Source organism: Sphingomonas plantiphila (assembly GCF_046000505.1).
In the GTDB taxonomy this organism is placed as follows: domain Bacteria; phylum Pseudomonadota; class Alphaproteobacteria; order Sphingomonadales; family Sphingomonadaceae; genus Sphingomonas; species Sphingomonas plantiphila.
The window spans coordinates 2503559-2521427 of record NZ_JBELQC010000001.1 but is presented as its reverse complement, the minus strand read 5'-3'; the positions used below and the strand labels follow the sequence as shown (position 1 = coordinate 2521427).

19 protein-coding genes and 1 tRNA gene are annotated in these 17869 nt (G+C 67.1%); 7 read left to right on the top strand and 13 right to left on the bottom strand.

What is annotated here, in order from left to right; genetic code table 11:
* The 4 genes from ABS767_RS12030 (at nucleotide 1) to ABS767_RS12015 (ending at nucleotide 4720) form a co-directional block, all read left to right on the top strand.
* Nucleotides 1–528, top strand: coding sequence for a DUF3237 domain-containing protein (locus tag ABS767_RS12030; protein ID WP_408078582.1), 528 nt, complete (start codon nucleotides 1–3; stop codon nucleotides 526–528).
* Nucleotides 529–558: 30 nt separating this feature from the next.
* Entirely contained in the window at nucleotides 559–1395 is an 837-nt protein-coding gene (locus ABS767_RS12025) for a p-hydroxycinnamoyl CoA hydratase/lyase (protein WP_408078581.1), read from the top strand.
* A gap of 189 nt (nucleotides 1396–1584) precedes the next feature.
* A complete protein-coding gene (locus ABS767_RS12020; RefSeq protein WP_408078580.1) occupies nucleotides 1585–3672 on the top strand; it encodes an acetate--CoA ligase family protein in 2088 nt (695 codons plus the stop codon).
* 64 nt (nucleotides 3673–3736) lie between these two features.
* Nucleotides 3737–4720 carry an aldo/keto reductase gene (locus ABS767_RS12015; RefSeq protein WP_408078579.1) on the top strand — a complete coding sequence of 328 codons (984 nt, stop codon included), beginning with the start codon at nucleotides 3737–3739 and terminating at the stop codon, nucleotides 4718–4720.
* Between the two features lie 11 nt (nucleotides 4721–4731).
* Here the strand turns inward: ABS767_RS12015 and ABS767_RS12010 are convergent, their stop codons facing one another.
* Nucleotides 4732–4881, bottom strand: a complete 150-nt coding sequence (locus ABS767_RS12010; protein WP_408078578.1) for a hypothetical protein — start codon at nucleotides 4879–4881, stop codon at nucleotides 4732–4734.
* 280 nt (nucleotides 4882–5161) lie between these two features.
* Between ABS767_RS12010 and ABS767_RS12005 the strand changes: the two genes are divergently transcribed.
* The gene (locus tag ABS767_RS12005; protein ID WP_408078577.1) at nucleotides 5162–6823 is read left to right on the top strand and encodes a c-type cytochrome; all 1662 of its coding nucleotides are present in this window, start codon (nucleotides 5162–5164) and stop codon (nucleotides 6821–6823) included.
* Here the strand turns inward: ABS767_RS12005 and ABS767_RS12000 are convergent.
* The 7 genes from ABS767_RS12000 to ABS767_RS11970 all read right to left on the bottom strand — a co-directional run bounded on the left by ABS767_RS12000 (nucleotide 6820) and on the right by ABS767_RS11970 (nucleotide 13323).
* Nucleotides 6820–7791: a hypothetical protein gene (locus tag ABS767_RS12000; RefSeq protein WP_408078576.1), complete on the bottom strand. Its 972-nt coding sequence runs from the start codon at nucleotides 7789–7791 to the stop codon at nucleotides 6820–6822. The genes ABS767_RS12005 and ABS767_RS12000 overlap by 4 nt on opposite strands.
* A complete protein-coding gene (locus ABS767_RS11995; protein ID WP_408078575.1) occupies nucleotides 7788–8876 on the bottom strand; it encodes a GNAT family N-acetyltransferase in 1089 nt (362 codons plus the stop codon). Before ABS767_RS11995 ends, ABS767_RS12000 begins: the two co-directional genes overlap by 4 nt.
* A complete protein-coding gene (locus tag ABS767_RS11990; protein WP_408078574.1) occupies nucleotides 8873–9997 on the bottom strand; it encodes a hypothetical protein in 1125 nt (374 codons plus the stop codon). The genes ABS767_RS11995 and ABS767_RS11990 overlap by 4 nt, the downstream gene beginning before the upstream one ends.
* A complete protein-coding gene (locus tag ABS767_RS11985; RefSeq protein ID WP_408078573.1) occupies nucleotides 9994–10872 on the bottom strand; it encodes a HesA/MoeB/ThiF family protein in 879 nt (292 codons plus the stop codon). The genes ABS767_RS11990 and ABS767_RS11985 overlap by 4 nt, the downstream gene beginning before the upstream one ends.
* Nucleotides 10869–11819: a hypothetical protein gene (locus ABS767_RS11980; protein WP_408078572.1), complete on the bottom strand. Its 951-nt coding sequence runs from the start codon at nucleotides 11817–11819 to the stop codon at nucleotides 10869–10871. The genes ABS767_RS11985 and ABS767_RS11980 overlap by 4 nt, the downstream gene beginning before the upstream one ends.
* A 286-nt stretch (nucleotides 11820–12105) precedes the next feature.
* Nucleotides 12106–12180: transfer RNA gene (locus tag ABS767_RS11975), tRNA-Gln, on the bottom strand.
* A gap of 54 nt (nucleotides 12181–12234) precedes the next feature.
* On the bottom strand, nucleotides 12235–13323 hold the full coding sequence (locus tag ABS767_RS11970) for a branched-chain amino acid aminotransferase (RefSeq protein ID WP_408078571.1): 1089 nt from the start codon (nucleotides 13321–13323) through the stop codon (nucleotides 12235–12237).
* A 58-nt stretch (nucleotides 13324–13381) separates the two neighbouring features.
* Between ABS767_RS11970 and ABS767_RS11965 the strand changes: the two genes are divergently transcribed.
* Nucleotides 13382–13864 carry a MarR family winged helix-turn-helix transcriptional regulator gene (locus ABS767_RS11965; protein WP_408078570.1) on the top strand — a complete coding sequence of 161 codons (483 nt, stop codon included), beginning with the start codon at nucleotides 13382–13384 and terminating at the stop codon, nucleotides 13862–13864.
* A 37-nt stretch (nucleotides 13865–13901) separates the two neighbouring features.
* On the opposite strand, the gene ABS767_RS11960 is transcribed toward ABS767_RS11965, so the two are convergent.
* Entirely contained in the window at nucleotides 13902–14528 is a 627-nt protein-coding gene (locus tag ABS767_RS11960) for a hemerythrin domain-containing protein (protein WP_408078569.1), read from the bottom strand.
* A gap of 60 nt (nucleotides 14529–14588) precedes the next feature.
* Entirely contained in the window at nucleotides 14589–15392 is an 804-nt protein-coding gene (proC, locus tag ABS767_RS11955) for a pyrroline-5-carboxylate reductase (protein WP_408078568.1), read from the bottom strand.
* Nucleotides 15393–15568: 176 nt separating this feature from the next.
* Between proC and ABS767_RS11950 the strand changes: the two genes are divergently transcribed.
* Nucleotides 15569–16234 (top strand): hypothetical protein, encoded by a 666-nt coding sequence (locus tag ABS767_RS11950; RefSeq protein ID WP_408078567.1) that lies wholly within the window; start codon nucleotides 15569–15571, stop codon nucleotides 16232–16234.
* Between the two features lie 23 nt (nucleotides 16235–16257).
* Here the strand turns inward: ABS767_RS11950 and ABS767_RS11945 are convergent, their stop codons facing one another.
* The 3 genes from ABS767_RS11945 to ABS767_RS11935 form a co-directional block, all read right to left on the bottom strand.
* Nucleotides 16258–16908: a glutathione S-transferase family protein gene (locus ABS767_RS11945; RefSeq protein ID WP_408078566.1), complete on the bottom strand. Its 651-nt coding sequence runs from the start codon at nucleotides 16906–16908 to the stop codon at nucleotides 16258–16260.
* 30 nt (nucleotides 16909–16938) lie between these two features.
* Entirely contained in the window at nucleotides 16939–17445 is a 507-nt protein-coding gene (locus ABS767_RS11940; protein WP_145845807.1) for a type III secretion system chaperone family protein, read from the bottom strand.
* A gap of 110 nt (nucleotides 17446–17555) precedes the next feature.
* Nucleotides 17556–17867 carry an accessory factor UbiK family protein gene (locus tag ABS767_RS11935; RefSeq protein WP_408078565.1) on the bottom strand — a complete coding sequence of 104 codons (312 nt, stop codon included), beginning with the start codon at nucleotides 17865–17867 and terminating at the stop codon, nucleotides 17556–17558.
* Nucleotides 17868–17869 lie beyond the last annotated feature (2 nt).

The following is a 17869-nucleotide window of genomic DNA, read 5'->3' as shown; positions in this document are numbered from 1 at the left end:
ATGGGCGCGCTGTCTCCTTCGCTTGCGCTGGCCGCGATTGCCGGTGCCGGAATGGCCGCAGGTCAGTCCGCGCCGGCCCCCACCCTCACCTACGCCTTTTCCGCGCGGGTCGAGGTGGCGGCTCCGGTCGAACACGGCGAGATCGACGGCGCGCGCAAGCGCTTCATCCCGATCACCGGCGGGACCGTTACGGGCCCGCGTCTGACCGGTACGGTATTGCCCGGCGGGGGCGACTGGCAGGCGATCCATGCCGGCGGGGTGACCCGCGTCGAGGCGCGCTATTTCCTCAAGGCGTCCGATGGCGCGGTGATCGGCATCCACAATGTCGGCGTCCGTGTCGCCAGCCCCGAGGTGACCGACAAGATCGCACGCGGGGAGAAGGTGGCTCCCGACAGCTATTATTTCCGCTCCGCCGCCACCTTCGATCCGCCGCCGGGTGCGCACCAGTGGCTGCTCAGCAAGGTGCTGGTCGGTCGCGGGATCCGAATGCCCGATCACGTCGTGATCGATTTCTACATCGTCGAATAGGCGCACGCTGCGCCCAACAGGGACATGAGCATGACCGAACTGAGCACCAACGGCGTCGTCGCCTATACGATCGAAAACGGCATCGCCTGGGTGAAGTATAACCGCCCCGACAAGCGCAACGCGCAGAATCCGACGCTGAACCGCGACATGATGGAAGTGCTCGAGGCGCTTGAATTCCGCGACGATGTCGGCGTGCTGGTGCTGACCGGCGAGGGCGAAGCCTTCTGCGCCGGCATGGACCTGAAGGAATATTTCCGCGAGACCGAGGCGCAGGGCCTGGGCGCGAGCCGCAAGGCGCAGCGCGAGGCCTATGGCTGGTGGCGCCGCCTGCGCTGGTACCAGAAGCCGACGATCGCGATGGTCAATGGCTGGTGCTTCGGCGGCGCGTACGGCCCGCTGTTCGCCTGCGACCTCGCCTTTGCCGCCGACGAGGCGCAGTTCGGCCTGTCCGAGATCAACTGGGGCATCCTGCCGGGCGGCGGCGCGACCAAGGTGGCGACCGAGCTGCTGCCGTTCCGCAAGGCGATGTACCATGCGATGATGGGCGAGAATATCGACGGCAAGACCGCCGCCGACTGGGGCCTGGTCAATGAATCGCTCCCGCTTGCCTCGCTCAAGGAGCGGGTGACCGAAGTGGCCAATGTGCTGCTCAAAAAGAACCCGGTCGCGCTCAAGGCGACCAAGGACGCGGTGCGCCGCGTCGGTATCATGAGCTATGACGATGCCGAGGATTATCTGATCCGCGCGCAGGAGGCCGCCAACAGCTACGACAATGATGGCCGCAAGGAAGGCATCAAGCAGTTCATCGACGAGAAGAGCTACAAGCCGGGCCTGGGCGCGTACGACAAGGATCGCGTGAAGGCGTGATCCTATTCCTCCCCCAGCTTGCTGGGGGAGGTGGCATCGCGCAGCGATGACGGAGGGGCCGCCGACGCAGTCGGCGGGAAACCTCTCAAAGCGAACCCGCCGTCTGCGCGGCGGCCCCTCCACCCCCCGCTTCGCGGGCGGTCCCCTCCCCTGAGACAAGCTCAGGGGAGGAATTAGGATAGCGTAACAATGCCCGACCTTTCCCGCCTGCTCTCCCCGCGCTCGGTCGTGATCGTGGGTGCTTCCCCTACGCCCGGCGCGCTCGGCAATTCGGTGCTGCGCAATCTCGAGCGGCACGGCTATGCGGGCGACATTCACCTGATCAATCCCAAGCGGGACACGATCGACGGGCGGCCATGCCTGAAATCGATCGATGAAATGCCGCAAGGGGTCGATGCGGCGGTGCTGGCGATCCCGGGCCCGGCGGTGCTGCCCGCCGTTCAGGCGCTCGCCGCGCGCGGGGTCGGCGCAGCCATCATCTTCTCGGCCGGCTTTGCCGAGGGCGGCGAAGAGGGCCTCGCCGCGCAGGCCGAAGTCGCGCGGATCGCGCACGAGCATGGCATGGTGGTCGAAGGGCCGAATTGCCTGGGCATGGTCAACTATGCCGCGGGCGTGCCGCTGACCTTCGTCGAGACCCCGGCGCTCGAGCTCGAAGGCAAGCCCGCCGTCGGGATCGTCAGCCAGTCGGGCGCGATGGCGGTGGTTCTGGGCACGACGCTGATGGCCAAGGGGCTCGGCATTACCGTGTCGGTGTCGACCGGGAACGAGGCCGCATCCGGGGTCGAGGATTATGTCGAGCATCTGATCGACGATCCCGCCACCCCGGCGATCGCGATGATCGTCGAACAATTCCGCAAGCCTGCGCGGTTCCTTGCGCTCGCGGAGAAAGCACGCGCGGCGGGCAAGCATATCGTGCTGCTTCACCCCGGCACGTCGTCGGCCGCCCGCGAGAGCGCGGCGACGCATACCGGCGCGATGGCGGGCGACTGGCAGCTGATGAAGGCCAAGGTCGAGCGCGCCGGCGTCGTGCTGGTCGACAGCCTGGAGGCGCTGGGCGATGTCGTCGAGCTGGCCGTGCGCGCGAAACCGGTGCGCCGCGGCGGCACCGCGGTGCTGACCGAGAGCGGCGCGTTCAAGGCGCTGACGCTGGATCTTGCCGAGACGATCGGGCTGGACCTGCCCGCGATGAACGGCGGCACTGCGGACGAGATGCGCGCCGCGATCCCCGATTTCATCCCCGTCTCGAACCCGATGGACCTGACCGCGCAGGCGCTGGTCGATCCGGACCTGTATCGCCGCACGCTGATCCCGCTGCTCGCCGACGACAATTTCGCGGCATTGGTGTTCGGCATCATCCAGACCGATCCCGCGACCTGCGCGCGCAAATTCCCCGCCATCATCGACGCTGTGACGGCGCTCGACCCGCAAAAGCCGGTGATCTTCGCCGGAATCGACGACGGCGCCGAGGTGCCGGAGGAGTATATCGCCGGGCTTCGCGCGATCGGCGTCCCCTATTTCCCCTCGCCCGATCGCGCCTTCCGCGCGCTACGCCATCTCGGCAGGCTGGCGGAGCGCGATTTCGCGACGGCGGATGCAGCGCCCGTCGCGCTCGACCTGCCATCGGGCGTGATCCCCGAATATCGCGCGAAGCAGCTGCTCGCCCCGGTCGGCATCCCCTTCCCCGCCGGCGGTTTTGCGGCGAGTGCCGATGCGGCGAAGGCGATCGCCGCCCGGGTCGGCTACCCCGTGGCGATCAAGGCGCAGTCCGCCGCGCTCAGCCACAAGAGCGATGCGGGCGGGGTGATCCTCAACATCGCCGATGATGCCGCACTCGATGCCGCATGGGATCGCCTGTTCGCCAATGTCGCCGCCTATGACGTCGGCATTACGCTGGACGGCGCGCAGGTCGAGGCGATGGGGAAGCGCGGGGTCGAACTGATCGTCGGCGCGCGCAACGACCCCGAATGGGGGCCGGTGATCCTGGCCGGGTTCGGTGGCGTTACCGCCGAACTGCTGCACGACGTAAGACTGCTGCCCCACGACCTGACGCATGACGCGATCGTCGCGGAGCTACGTGCGCTCAAGCAGGGCGCTTTGCTCGACGGTTGGCGTGGATCGCCCGCTCTGGATGTGGACGCGGTGGCACAGCTCATCGCCGGGCTGGGACGGGTTCTGGCCGGAACACCGTCGATCCGCGAGATCGATTTGAACCCAGTCGTCGTCTATCCCAAGGGCGAGGGCGTGGTCGCGCTCGATGCGCTGATCCTGGCCGAATAGTCCGGGTACGGGTTGAAGTGTCCATAGCGGCGCTTCACATGGGCACCCGGAACATGGAGGCATGATGAAGCGTCGTCTGGGAAGTTCGAACGTCAATCCGGTCGGGCTCGGCTGCATGTCGCTGAGCCATGCCTATGGCACCCCTCCCGCGCGTGAGGATGCCGTACGGATCCTCAACCAGGCGCTCGATCTGGGCTATGATCATCTCGACACGGCATCGCTCTATGGCGGCGGCGCCAACGAGGCGCTGATCGGCGACGCGATAGCCGGTCGCCGCGACTCCGTTTTCCTCGCATCGAAGTGCGGCATGTCGATCGTCGCGGGCAAGCGGGTGATCGACGGTCGTCCGGAGACGCTTCGCGCACAGATCGATACGAGTCTGGAGCGGCTGCGCACCGATCACGTCGACCTCTATTATCTCCATCGCTGGGACAAATCGGTGCCGATCGAGGAGTCGGTCGGCGAACTCGGCCGGATGGTCGAGGCGGGCAAGGTGCGCGCGATCGGCCTCAGCGAAGTCTCCGCCGCAACGCTGCGTCGCGCCCATGCAGTGCAACCGATCGCTGCGGTTCAGAACGAATATTCGCTGTGGTCGCGCAACGCCGAACTCGGCATCCTCGATGCGACGCGCGAACTCGGCGCCACTCTGGTCGCCTTCTCACCCGTTGCGCGTGGCTTCCTCGCGGGAGGCGTGCCCTCGCCCGACAGCCTTCTCGACAAGGACATCCGCCGGATGATGCCGCGTTTCCAGCCGGACAATTTCGCGCGCAATCTTGAGTTGTTCGCGCAATTCCGGACGATCGCCGCCGCGCTCGACGTCACCCCCGCCCAACTGTGCCTGCAATGGCTGTTTGCGCGGGGCGAGCATGTGGTGGCGATCCCCGGAACGACCTCGGCTCGGCACCTGGCCGAAAATGTCGGCACGCCCACGACCCCGCTTGCCAATACCGTCGTGGAGAAGCTCGATCGGCTGTTCGATCCGGCCGCAATCGCCGGTCCGCGCTATCCGGCCGCCACGCAGGCCGAGATCGATACCGAAGAATTCTGACCCGCCCGCTCTCAACCCGGTGTGACGAACGGGTATTCCACGCGCAGCTGATCGAGCAATCGCTCCACTTCGGCGATCTCGCCAGTCGTGCCTGCGGGCTTGATCGACCAGTTGCAATGCGCGTGCGTGGTCACGTCATGGACCAGGATCGGCCCGATCACCGGCGCCAGCGGCGCTGGGAGCCGCCGGCCCGCCGGATCAACCGTTTGAGAATGAGTTCCTGAAGCGCGATCGGGGTCATGTCGATTCTCTACTGCGTCCAGAACGTCACGCAAGCGCGAGCGCGCGAAACTCCATGACAGCGATTTCGCCCTTGCATGCGCGCAGACGCTGATGTCCCGCGCGATGGAAAGGAACGCGCGGAGACGCTAAAAGCACGAATATGCGTCCACGGCTGCCCCACTATTCCGATCCGGCCACGCCATCGTGCGAGCCCGGGCCGTGAGGGGCCGCGCAGCGCCGTCCGCGCGCCGCTGGGGGCGCATTCTGCTGGTGGCGACAGCCGTGCTGCTGGGACTGGCGCTGGTAATGCGGGGTCCGACCGACGCGCGGCCGGATCAAAGTCTCCCGTCTGGAGATTGGGACGCCGCTGCCCGCGGCGCCTGGCAGTTTCGCAACGCCGGGTTCGGCGGCCTTGCTGCCGGGCCGCTCGAAACCCATGCCATACCGTGGCGATTGAGCGCGGCTGCGCTGATCCTCGACGCGAAGCGCGGCGATCGTCGGGTGCCGCTCGACCGCGCGGCGCTCAGGCCGATTCTACAGCGATATGGCTTTCTTTTCCCCTCGCGGGTCGGCAATTGGCCCGATGGCATGCCGACGCAACCGTCGGGGACCTTGCCGCTCGGGATGACGCACGGCGTGCTGTCGCCGATCCGGGGCTTGCCGGTTTCGATCGCGAATCTGGGCTGTGCGGCCTGCCATGCCGGCGCGACCTATGACGCAAAGGGAGATGCCGATCCGGATCGGGCGTGGTTGGGGATGCCGAATAGCTCGATCGATCTCGAAGGCTATACGCGCGCCGTATTCACCGCGATGCGGCGGCAGGTGCGCGACCCCGACCGGCTGTTGCGCGCGACCGCGACGATCTTTCCCGAAATGAGGGGGCGCGAGCGGTTCGCGCTGCGCTGGCTGGTGCTCCCGCGCGTTAAGAAGCGCCTTACCGAACTAGGGCAGGCGCCGCGCCCGCTGCCATTTCCGAACGGACTTCCCGGCAGCACGAACGGCGTCGCCGCGCTCAAACAGGCGCTCGGCACGCCGCTGGCCGGGGGTGGCGCAGGCGAGCTTGGCTTCGTGTCGGTGCCGGACCTGGGCCAGCGCGACTGGCGGCGCAGCCTGCTGACGGACGGCGCCTATGCCGTGCCCGGGGAAGCTGCAGGTCGCGCGATGGAGGATGCGGGACGGACCTCGGCACATCGCGAGGCGCTGGCCACCATCACCACATTTTTCACCGTGCCGAGCATGGGCGTACACCCGGACCGCGCCGAGCGCAGCCTGGGCGAGGCGCGCGAGGTCGGCGCCTTTCTTGCGACCTATCGCGCCCAGCCCTTCCCCGGCAGGATCGACGCACGCGCCGCCGCGCAAGGCGCTGTCATCTATGCGCGCGCGTGTGCATCCTGCCATGGCAGCTATAGCGGCAGCGCGCGGCCAAAGCTCACGCGCTTTCCCAACTGGATCGGCGATGTCGGGACCGATCCGCTGCGGGCAAACCTGTTCGACGCCGCGCTGGTCGATGCGGTCAACACGACACGCTATGCCCAGCGGATGACGATGCGCGCCGGCAACGGCTATGCCGCGCCCCCGCTTGCGGGGATTTGGGCGAGCGCGCCCTACCTTCACAATGGCTCGGTGCCGACCATCGCCGCGCTGCTCGATCCGTCCCGTCGGCCGACGGCGTTCATGGTGGGCGGGCATTCGCTGGACTTCACTGCGCTGGGCCTGCGGCTGGCTGCGGACGGACGCTATCCGGCGGGTTCGCGGCCCTGGGCGGGCACTGCGTGGATCGATACGCGCAAGCCGGGTCTAAGCAATGACGGCCATGTCTTCGGCAGCGACCTGACCGAGCCCGAAAAGCGCGCGCTGATCGCGTTCCTCAAGCTGCTCTAGACCAGCAGCTCGCGCGGTTTGATGCGCGCGCGCCGATAGCCGCTACCGGCGGGTGCCCGCCCGATACGCAGCGCGCTGACGAGCGTCCGTCCGGCTGGAACCAGCTCGGCGACGCGCGCCGCGCCCTCCCGATCGTCGGCAAGCGCAGCCATCACGGCGCCGCGCAGCCCGGCCGCCTCCAGCCGCAGCCAAGCCCGGTAGAAGGCCCGCCCGCTGTCGAAGCGCGGCTCATCGGCAGCACGATGGAACAGCAGGATCCCCGCCGATCCACGAATGACCGCCGCTTCCGCCGTGAGCGGTGCGGCAAGACCGACTGCATCGAGCGGTCGGAATAGCGGACCCAGCACGAGACCGGCGCCCAGCGCCTCGACGCGCGTCATCGCCATCGCCTCGGCATTCAGGCCATCGCGCGACCATCGCGGATCGTCCCGCCGCAATCGCATCCAGCTCCGCAGCTCCGCGCGGAACGCGGGGTCGCGGAAGAAGCGGTGGCCGGACCGGTCCACCTGCTGCGCGATCGACCCGATCCGTTGGGGATCGACGACGACCGTGCAATCCTCTCCGGCGAGTGTCAGCGCGGCCTCGCGATCGCGACCGGTCACCGGTTCGAACCCGCCGCGATGCGACTGCCGCGCGCGTACATGCGGCTGTAAGGGATCGCGCGCGCCCGGCACGATGCGGAACCGCCGGCGCGCGATCAGATCGCCCATCCGCTCCGCCAGCACCTCGCCCGTCTCTTCCAGCGCCAGATCGCGCGCGGACAGCGCCAGCGCCATCCCCTCTACCGCCGCGCCGAGGCTCAGTTCGGCGTCGCGGCGCTCGGGATCGCCCGCCGGCAGCCGCCGCGCGAGATCCTCCCACAGGTCGACGGTCGAGCCGCCGAAGCGCCAGCGCGCAGGCTGGACATTGTGCACGCTCGGCGCGAGCGCAGCCTCGGCGACGAGGGCGATCGGATCGATCGAATTCATGCCAGCGCCTTGCGGAACAGGTGGAGCCGATGCAGCGGCCGCGCGCCGATCCGCTCCATCTGGCGCAGGCTCGCCGCATTGGCGTCGGCGATCCAGGTGATCCCGAGTTCACGATACCGCGCGTCGCGCAGCGTGCCGATCAGGTGCTTGAGCATCCCGCCCATCAGCCCGCGGCCATGCTGATCCTGCACCACCGAATAGAAGATGATCACCGCCCGCCGCCGCATCAGCCGATGGCGCAGGAAATGAAAGGGGGTCGCAAGACCGATGCGCGAGCGCGTCGCGCTGAGGAAGCCATTCAGGTCCGGAATGCACACGATCACCCCGACCGGGCGCCCCGCATGCGTCAAGATGCTCGACAGGCGCGGATCGAGGATCGCGGACATCTCACCGGCCTGGAACTCAAACTCCTCGCGCGTCAGCGGCACGAACATCGGATTGTCGGCGAAGCCATCGTTCAGAACGATCCGCGCCTGCTCCATGCGCTGTGGAAAGGCCGAGCGCGTGATCGGCTGAAAATCATAGCCGTCGGGAACGGCGCGAAGCTGCGCGTCCTGGGCCGTCGCGGGATCCAGCGAAAAGGTCGTCATCGGGAAGAAGCGCGCATAGCCGTTCGCCTCGAGCAGGCGCGGCAGATGCGGTGGATTGACGATCATGTCGGTGAATGCGCGCGCGCCGAACCCGTCTGTCATCACACCCGCCTGCTGCATCGCGGTGAGGTTGAAATTCCCCGCGATCTCGTCGCAGCCATGCGTGCGCGCAAACCCCTCTGCGGCACCGAGCAGCGCAGTCGCCGCCTCCGCATCGTCCGCCACGTCGAAGAAACCGAACTGCATGCGCCGCGTGCCGTGTCGGGCATTGGACTCGCCGTGCCGCACCGCCACGATTCGTCCGACCGGCACGCCATCGCGATGCGCGGTCCAGAAGGCGAAGGGGTTACCGCTTGCGAGCAGCGGATTGCGAGCTGGATCGAGCATGGAGCGCACATCGCCCCGCATCGGCGAAACATAGCCGACCGACCGGTCGTAGATCGCAAAGGGCGTGTCGAAGAACGCCGCGACATCCCCTTGGCGCAGCGCGATCACGGGCGCGCGACCCGCGCGACGAGATCGAGTTCGGCACCGATGTCGTCGCCCGCCAAAGCGCCGGCCGACACCGCCAGAAAGCGCGGCGGCGACGTCGACAGGCGCAGCAGATGCGTCGCCGCGGTGGCGTCCAGCAGATCGCGTGCCGCATCGCCGGCCGATCGGGTCACCACGCGTTGGGCGAGCCATGCCGCAATCTCGGCGGAGGAATAGGCGTGCAACATATCCCCTTCGACCATGCGGCCCGATGCGAGTAGCGGGTGCGCCGACAGGAGCGTTGCCTGATCCGGGCGCTCCGGCAGCGCGGCGATGGCCCGGGCAAGCGACGGCCGCGCGCGAAGGATCAGCCGCGCCTCGCCCCGGCGCTGGGCGATGAGCGCAACGGCGGCGGTCGCCGCGCCGATTGCGCCGATCTGCCACAGCTGCGACGGGTCGCTGCGCCCCAGGACGAGTGCCGCGCTACCGCCAATGACCGCCCCGGCACCGCTCAGCACCAGCAGATCGATGATCAGCGACCCGAGCGAGGCGGTATCCGAAACGGCACGCGACGTCGCCAGCACCAGCAGCAACACCGCGAACGCGCCGCCGCGCACCGGCAGGTGCGCGATGCCCTGAAAGTCGGTCGCCGTCAGCGGAATAGCCAGCGCGAGCGCGGCTGCGAACACCTGAGCCAAATGCCTTTCGCCAGGTGAAACCTCGCGCGCGCGCAGAAGATGCACCACCGTGCACATGATTGCGACAGCCTGGAACGCCGCCAATGCCGTCAGCACCCGTCCGCTCCACGCGGCGCCGAAGATCAGCGTGATGACCGTGAACAACAGACCGCCGCCGAGCATGAGCCACTTCACCGCGACCGCAGCATGGCGACGGACGATCTGCTCGGCGACGCGCAGGGCGAGCAGCGGCAGCCAGCTGGCGATCAGCAACAGCGGAACGGCCGCGATGGCATTGCCGCTCCACGCCAGAAGCCGCGCCGCGAGCAGTGCCAGCAAGCCGAGCAACAGCCAGAAGACCTTCATCGCCACGGCGGAGTCGCGTCGGGCCTCGGCCAGCGGCAGCACGGCGATCGCCGTCGCGATCAGCGCGAGGGCGGTGACGACGAGATCCGCCGCGACGTTCATGTCGCCGCCATCATGCGGGCCAGGAAACGCCGCACGACCATCCGCCGCACCGCCGCGACCGGGGCGGATCGGGGCCGCTCGACCCGCATCCTATGCGGATTGAAGAAATAGCCGCGACAATCGGTCCCGCCCGGTCGTCCGAGCAAGATGCGGATCGCCTCTTCGGCCATCATCGTCCCCGCCATCGTCACCATGGTCGAAAAGGAGAAGCGCGATCGCTTTCCTGCCGCGACCTCGGCCGCGATGGCGAGATCGACATGCGCGTGGCTCGACGAGTGCACCAGCACATATTCGATTTCGCGGACAAGGCAGGCATCGCGCATGGCCGCGTCGATCGCAGTCCATTCGACACCGACGGTGGGATAATCGAGCCGCTCCTCCAGCCGCGGATCGCCGGGACGTACCACCGTGACCGAAGGCAGCGGCGAAGCATAGGCATCGATCACGGTTTTGCCATGCGCCCGCGCGCGGCGATACAGGTGCACCCCCGCCGCAGCATCGTCCATGCCGTTGACGATGACGTCGGCGCTGCCCGCGATCCGATCGAGCTGGTCGGTCCAGGCGCCGTCCAGAACCTCGACCCGGACTTCGGGATTGATCCGCAACGCGGTCGCGCGCGCTGCTTGCGCCTTGTGGATCCCCACCGTGTCGAGCGTGCAGAACAGCTGGCGGTTGAGATTGGACACCTCGAATCCGTCCAGATCGGCGAGGATGAAGCGGCCCACCCCCGCACGCAGCAGCGCCATGAGTGCCGCGCCGCCCATTCCGCCGGTCCCCGGAATGAACACGGTCGAGTCGCGCAACCGCGCCTGTTCCGCCTCGCTGACGAAACCCCGGTTGCGCGTCGTCATCTCGCCATAGCTGAACCCGCTCATCGCGCGGGCCTCAACTGACCGAGGCTGCGATCTGCGGCGAGCCATTGCAGCACCGGGGCGACCGCGGCCTGCGTCGCGATCACGGCGAGCTGGACGATCAGGCGCGGCAACGCCGATCGCGGCACACTCTTGAGCAGAAACCGCCGCAGCGTCGCGAAGTTCAACTGGCCGATCTGCAACACATCGTCTCCCCGGGCATAGTCGAGCAGGGTTTCGCAAAACCGGTTGTAGCGCGGATCGCGATGCTTGGCAGCGACGGCGAAGCTCTTCTTCAGATTATCCGATCCGCCGGTATAGGCATCGGTAATCACGCTGCGCACAGCGTCATAGCCGGCGTCCTGACCCACCCCAAAAGCGTGCCGATGCGAAGCCATGATCTGGCGCGCGAAATGGCGGTGCGCGAAGCTGGGCAAGGTACCGTCCTGCCCCGGCCAGACCTGGTCGAACGTCTCGGCGACCATCCCGACGACCGCGGGTACCTGCGTCACGCTACTGATCCACAGCGGTCGCAGTCGATGGCGCAGGAACAGGAAGAAGCAGGTGAGGCCATAGAGCAGCCACGACAATCCCGCGCTCCGGGCGGAAGGATCGACCATCACCAGACCGAGATGCAGAACCTCGATCTGTTCGGCCCCTTGCCGGACGGGGAGCAGCGGCATCGCGTTGAACGCGATCGGCCGGCGATCGGCAGCATCGCGCACCAGGGTGATGACGCTCGTGTTCCACGCCTTTCCGTCGGCTTCGAACAGTCCGTAATCCAGCTGATCGCCATTGAGGCAGGCCGCCACCACCGTCCGGCAATCCCGCTGCAACTGCTCCAGCCGACCGGGCGCCATCCACATTCCGGGCGACCCGGACACCTCGACCAGGAACGCGCGCGACGGCCGAAAGACGAGGTCGAGTTCGGGTTGCCAAATGGCTCGGGCGATCCGCCAATTGAACGCCAAACGATGCCTCCCGAGCCGTCGACCGCTGTGCCCGCACTTCTCTGGATGCAGGGCAAGCATGACGAAATACTTACGTCGGCACGGGCAAGCCGCAAGCCATTGCGCCACGCGATGCGGGCTACCTCCAGGGCGTCGGGATGTTAGCAGGCGCGCCGCGCCAATCCGTCGGACTGGAGCGGCACCCCCCTGCCCCGCGACCTGGCCAGGTACGGCCGATCGGACCGATCGTCGACGGACGGTCGGACGATCGCATCGCTCGCACGTCAAGGATCGGTCGGATCGAGAGTGGCTGGGGCGGCTGGATTCGAACCAGCGCATGGCGGTACCAAAAACCGCTGCCTTACCGCTTGGCTACGCCCCAATAGTCACGGGAAGCGACGCCCTTAAAGCGCCGCGCCGCTGCTGAAAAGGGATTTCAGCCGAACCGATGCACCCAGCCATGCGGGTCGGGTGCTTCGCCGCGCTGGATCGCGGTGAGCCGCGCCTTCAGCGATTCGGTGATCTGTCCCGGGCCGCCGCTGCCGATGGTGAACGCGCCGTCGCGGCTCTTCACCGTGCCGACCGGCGTTACCACTGCCGCAGTACCGCAGGCAAAGGTCTCGACCAGCTTGCCGCTCTTCGCGTCGGCCTCCCACTGGTCGATCGCATAGGCTTCCTCGCGCACCGCGATGCCCTGCTCGCGCGCGAGTGCGATGATCGATTCGCGGGTGATGCCGGGCAGGATCGTGCCGGTCAGCGGCGGGGTGACGATGCTGCCGTCGTCAAACACGAAGAACAGGTTCATGCCACCCAGTTCCTCGACCCAGCGACGCTCGGCCGCGTCGAGGAACACGACCTGGTCGCACCCTTCCTTAATCGCCTCGGCCTGCGCGACCAGGCTGGCGGCATAGTTGCCGCCGCACTTCGCAGCGCCCGTGCCGCCCGGCGCGGCGCGCGTATAGTGATCGGAGACCCAGATCGTCACCGCCTTGGCCCCGCCCTTGAAATAGGCGCCGGCGGGCGATGCGATGACCAGGTAGAGATATTCGCTGGCCGGCTTCACGCCCAGGAACACCTCGCTCGCGAACATGAAGGGGCGCAGGTACAGCGAGCCCCCTTCGAGTTCGGGGATCCAGTCGCCATCGGCCTTCACCAGCGCCTCGATCGATCCGATGAACAGGTCGTCGGGCAGCTCGGGCATCGCCATGCGTCGCGCGGACTCGCGGAAGCGGCGGGCATTCTCTTCCGGCCGGAACAGCGCCGTGCCGCCGTCGGCAAGGCGATAGGCCTTCAGCCCCTCGAAGATTTCCTGAGCATAGTGCAGCACGGCGGTGGCGGGATCGAGCGTCAGCGGACCGCGCGCGGTGATCTTCGCATCGTGCCAGCCCTTCGCATCGGACCAGCGTACCATCGCCATGTGATCGGTGAACAGCTTGCCGAAACCGGGGTCGGCCAACAGACGAGTGCGCTCGTTCGCCGCGACAGGAGCCGGGTTGGCTTCAACGTGAAACGTCGGACTGCTCACATCAATCTCCTGAATCTATCGTTGCGCACGCCTAAGGCGGATGGCAAAACAGGTCAACATGGCTGTCCCAACTGCGTCCCCGCTGTTCCTACGCGAAGCCGAGATCCGGCGCGGCGTAGAGCTGCTGTATTTCGGCTACAGCCATCTGACGCGCTCGATCGACGAGGGACTGGCGGCGCAGGGGCTGGGTCGCGCGCATCACCGCTCGCTCTATTTCATCGCGCGGCAGCCGGACATCACCGTCGGCGAACTGATCGCGCTACTGGCGATCACCAAGCAATCATTGGGACGCGTGCTGGGCGATCTCGCCGAGCGCGGCCTGATCGAGACGCGGCCCGGTCGCGAAGATCGACGCCAGCGCCTGCTGCGCCTGACGCCCGAAGGCGCCCGGCTGGAGGGGGAATTGTTCGACGCGCTGCGCGACAAGATGGCCGCCGCCTACAGTTCGGCGGGCCAGGGCGCGGTCGGCGGGTTCTGGGCGGTGCTGGAAGGTCTGGTTCCCGAGGCCGAGCGCAAGCGCATTTCCGACCTCGGAAAGTAAGCGGCCCGCCGCCACCCGGGAAGCGGGCCGCCTTAGTTCACGCGACCTTGAACCCTTCCTTGTTCATCGCCTTGGTCAGCGTTGCGTTCTTCTCGTCGGAAAGGCTGGCGCGTAGCTGCGGGAACAGGCGCTCCTCCTCGTCCTTCATATGCTCTTCCAGCTCGCTGCGCAGCTTGGCGATCGTCGCCAGGAACTGCGGGCTGGCGGCGGGCATGTTCTCCAGCTCGTAGAGATGCTGCTTCACATAGCCATGCTCCTTGTTGAGCTCGTCGGCCGCGTCGACCTTTCCGGCCTCGCGCAGCGCGGGATAGATCACATTCTCCTCCTCGATCGCGTGTTTGGCGAGCGCATGCTTGAGCTGCATCAGCAGCATCTTGCGCCGCGCCGTGGCGCTGTCGTCGGTCGCCTGGATCGTGTCGAGCAGCTTGAGCGTCGCCTGATGTTCAGCGATCAGGCCGTCCATCCAGTCACCGGCGAGCATGGTGGGGGACTGGACTGCCGCCTTGCGGCCCAGCATCGCCAGCACGCCGAGCGCGGCACCGGCGGCCGTCGCGCCCGCGATCGCGCCGAGATGGCCGCCCCAGCTGCTTTCTTCCTTGAACCGGCCCTTGCTGTCGCGCGGCTGGGATTCTGCCTGTTTTTCGCTCTGTGTCTTGGTCGCCATGATCGCCTCCATGAAAAGGTTCTGGCGCGACAACGAATTCAGCGAGTTGGACGTTCCATGTCAGCTGCGCGCCGCCGCCGCCAGTTCTGCGTTGCGGCGCGCTGCGGCCTCCAGCGTCGTAGTCAGCAGCCGGGTCAGCGCCGCATCGGCATCGAGCACGTCGAGCCCCTTGCGAGTCGAACCTCCGGGGCTCGCCACCTTGTCGGCGAGCGCTGCGGGCGGCTCGACGGCCTGCGCCGCGAGTGAGGCCCCGCCCTCCACCGTCGCCAGCGCCAGCCGCAGCGCCTGATCGGCCGGCAACCCGATCGCTTCGCCCGCCTGCGCCAGCGCATCGATGAACCGATACGCGAACGCAGGTCCGCTCCCCGCCAGTGCTGTCACCGCATCGAACTGTGCCGCATCGACCCATTCGACCAGGCCGAGCGGCGCCATCAGCGCCTCCGCGTCGGTGCGGACCCTCGCGCCTGCGCTATCCGAGTGCAGCGCCACGACGCCCTTGCCGATCTCAACCGGCAGGTTGGGCATCGCGCGCACGATCGCGCCGACGTCGAACCGCGCCGCCAGCGCCGCCTCCTCGACCCCCGCGAGGATCGAGATCAGCAGCGGCACGCCCGCGATTCGAGACGCGATCTGCCCGGCAATATAGTCCAGCTGCTGCGGCTTAACCCCCAGCATTACCGCGTCGGGCAGTTCGCCCTCGGGAAGCGCCCGTCCCTGCCGCACGCCGTCGGGCAGCGTGCGGTCACCGCGGTTGAGCACGAACACGTCCGCGCCCCGCACCGCCCCCGCCTCGATCCAGCGCCGCAACATCGCCCCGGCCATATTGCCGCATCCTATCAGCCAGAGGGTCTTGGGGGTCGCCATCGCCAATGCACTCCGTCCGTCACCCCGGGCCTGATCCGGGGTCCCGCTTGCTCACTGCACTCGAAGAAGAAGCGAGGCCCCGGGTCAAGTCCGGGTTGACAGAAGAGATGGGGAGCGCGTGCTTTACACCGATGAGAAAAAGGGAGTAATGATACAGTATAACGCGGAGCTGTCCGATGAGGCTCACTGTCAATTCGCGGCTGCGGACCGTCGGCCTTGCCGCCCTCCTTCTCACGACGGGCACAGTTCTGGGTCCAGTCGCGGTGGCCGCCATATCCGCCTTGTTCCCCGAACAGGGTCCCTATGGCGGCTCGATCGAAGCACAGAGGTTGGTGGAGGCCTATAGGAATCGTCTCGCTCCCTTTCGGCTGTTCCTGACCCTTACTGACCCACCGAACGGCGAAGAATGCGGATACGAACCGGAAGTCCTCTTCCCAGTGCTGTATATCGACGCGCGCCCGGTCCCGGATCGCGCACAGATCGAACAATATCTTGAGGCATATGAACAACTCAGAGTTTGGAAAAACTTCGATGAAGGTGAAAGATACGTCAGCGACATAACGATGTGGATCGACAAGAATGTGGGACCATACGAAGTCGCGTTTCTTCGAAGATGCATCGAGTCTACGATTGTCTCCCCCTACTGCATGAACCGGGTCGAGAGTTTCGGCAACGCAGTCGAACGATTTCCAAAAACCGATAATGAAGTCCGTCGACGCGCCAAAGGCATAACGATCGTCTGCTCCTATCTCGACGGTTACGCCCTGCGGCGAGGGCTCCCGATCGCCCCGTTAGCGGCACGTAATCCTGACTGGAAGTGGAGCGACGAGCCGAAGCGATAGCCCTCGAAGCGCGCTATCTCCCGCTAAGCCTCGCCCTGCGCCTCGAAAACCGCGCGCTGCGCTGTGAAGGCACGCCGGAACGCCGGACGCGCCTCCGCCCGGGCGATATAGGCCGCGACGCGGGGATGCGCTTCGAGCAGCCCCGATCCACCCAGCCGGCGCATGACATCGGCAACCATCAGGTCGCCCGCGCTGAACGCATCGTCCAGCCATTCGGACTCACCCAGATATGCGGACAGTTCGTCAAGCCGCCTGTGGATTCGCTCCTCCAGCATGGGCATGCGCGCGGCGAACCACGGCTTGTCTTGCTCCAGCAGGACCGCCATCGATCGCTCGACGATCGGCGGCTCCATCGTGCTCACGGCCCCGAACATCCAGCTCAGCGCGCGGGCACGCGCCGCTGGGCCGGTGGGCAAGAGGCCGGCATGTCGCTCGGCGAGATGCAGGACGATCGCTCCGGTCTCGAACAGCGCCACGCCGTCGGCTTCGAAGGTCGGGATCTGGCCGAAGGGCTGCAGATCGCGATGCGCCGCCTCCTTCATCGCCGTGAACGACAATGCGCGCACGTCATAGCGCAGCCCGAGCTCCTCGAGCGCCCAGCGCACGCGAAAGTCGCGCGCCAGCCCCCTGCCGCGGTCGGGGGACGTTTCAAATGCCGTGATGACCGGGTTCATACGGGCTCCGTCATACGTCGCCCGGGCCGGTCAGGCCTCGCCCTGCGTCTCGATGAGCGCCGCGGCGATCGCCTCGCGCGGGGTCTTGCCGCCCCACAGCACGAACTGGAACACCGGGTAAAAGCGCTCGCACTCGTCGATCGCGCTTTCGACCAGCAATTCGGTGTGCTGCAGCGTGATCGATCCGCCATCCTCGCCGGGGATCATCGCGGCGTGGCGATAGAGCAGGATCCCGCTCGACGACCACAGCTCGAAATGCCCGACCCACAGCTGTTCGTTGACCAGCGCGATCGTCTCGTAGATGTCGCTGCGCCGCTCGTCCGCGACGCGTACGTCGGGAAACGCCAGAAACTGGAGCACGCCGTCGTCCTCGCGCCAGATCGCGCGCAGCTCATATTCGGTCCAGCTGCCCTTTACGCGCGCGACGACCTCGTCGTCCTCGCGCGTGTGACTCCAGCCATGCGCCGCGTAATAGCTTTCCAGCATGTCGATCGGCGCGGCATCGTCGTCGCGCTCATATTCGCTCTCGTCGAGCATTCCGGTCGTCCTCCGCCCGGCCCTTGCCTGGCGCATGGGTGCCAAGCGATGCCGCGACGCACAAGCCGCTTAACGTTAACGCGGCTGAAATAGATGTGGAAAAGCGCAGCTTACAGCGACGGGTCGGCATCGCCCTTCTTGGTGCGCGGCTTCTTCCCTGCTGCCGGCGCGGTCGCACCGCTCAGCTTCGCCTCCAGCGCGTCGATCCGCGCGCGCAGCGCGTCATTCTCGTCGCGCGCCGCCGCGGCCATCGCCTTCACCGCTTCGAACTCGTCGCGCGCGACGAAGTCCATCCCGCCGACGAAGCTCTTGAAGCGCTCGCGCGCCGCCGCCTCGCCCTCGCGGGCCATGCCCGCCATGGTGCCGGCCGCGCCGTTCAGGACCTTCACGAAATCGTCGAAAATGCGGTTGTCGCTCTGCATAT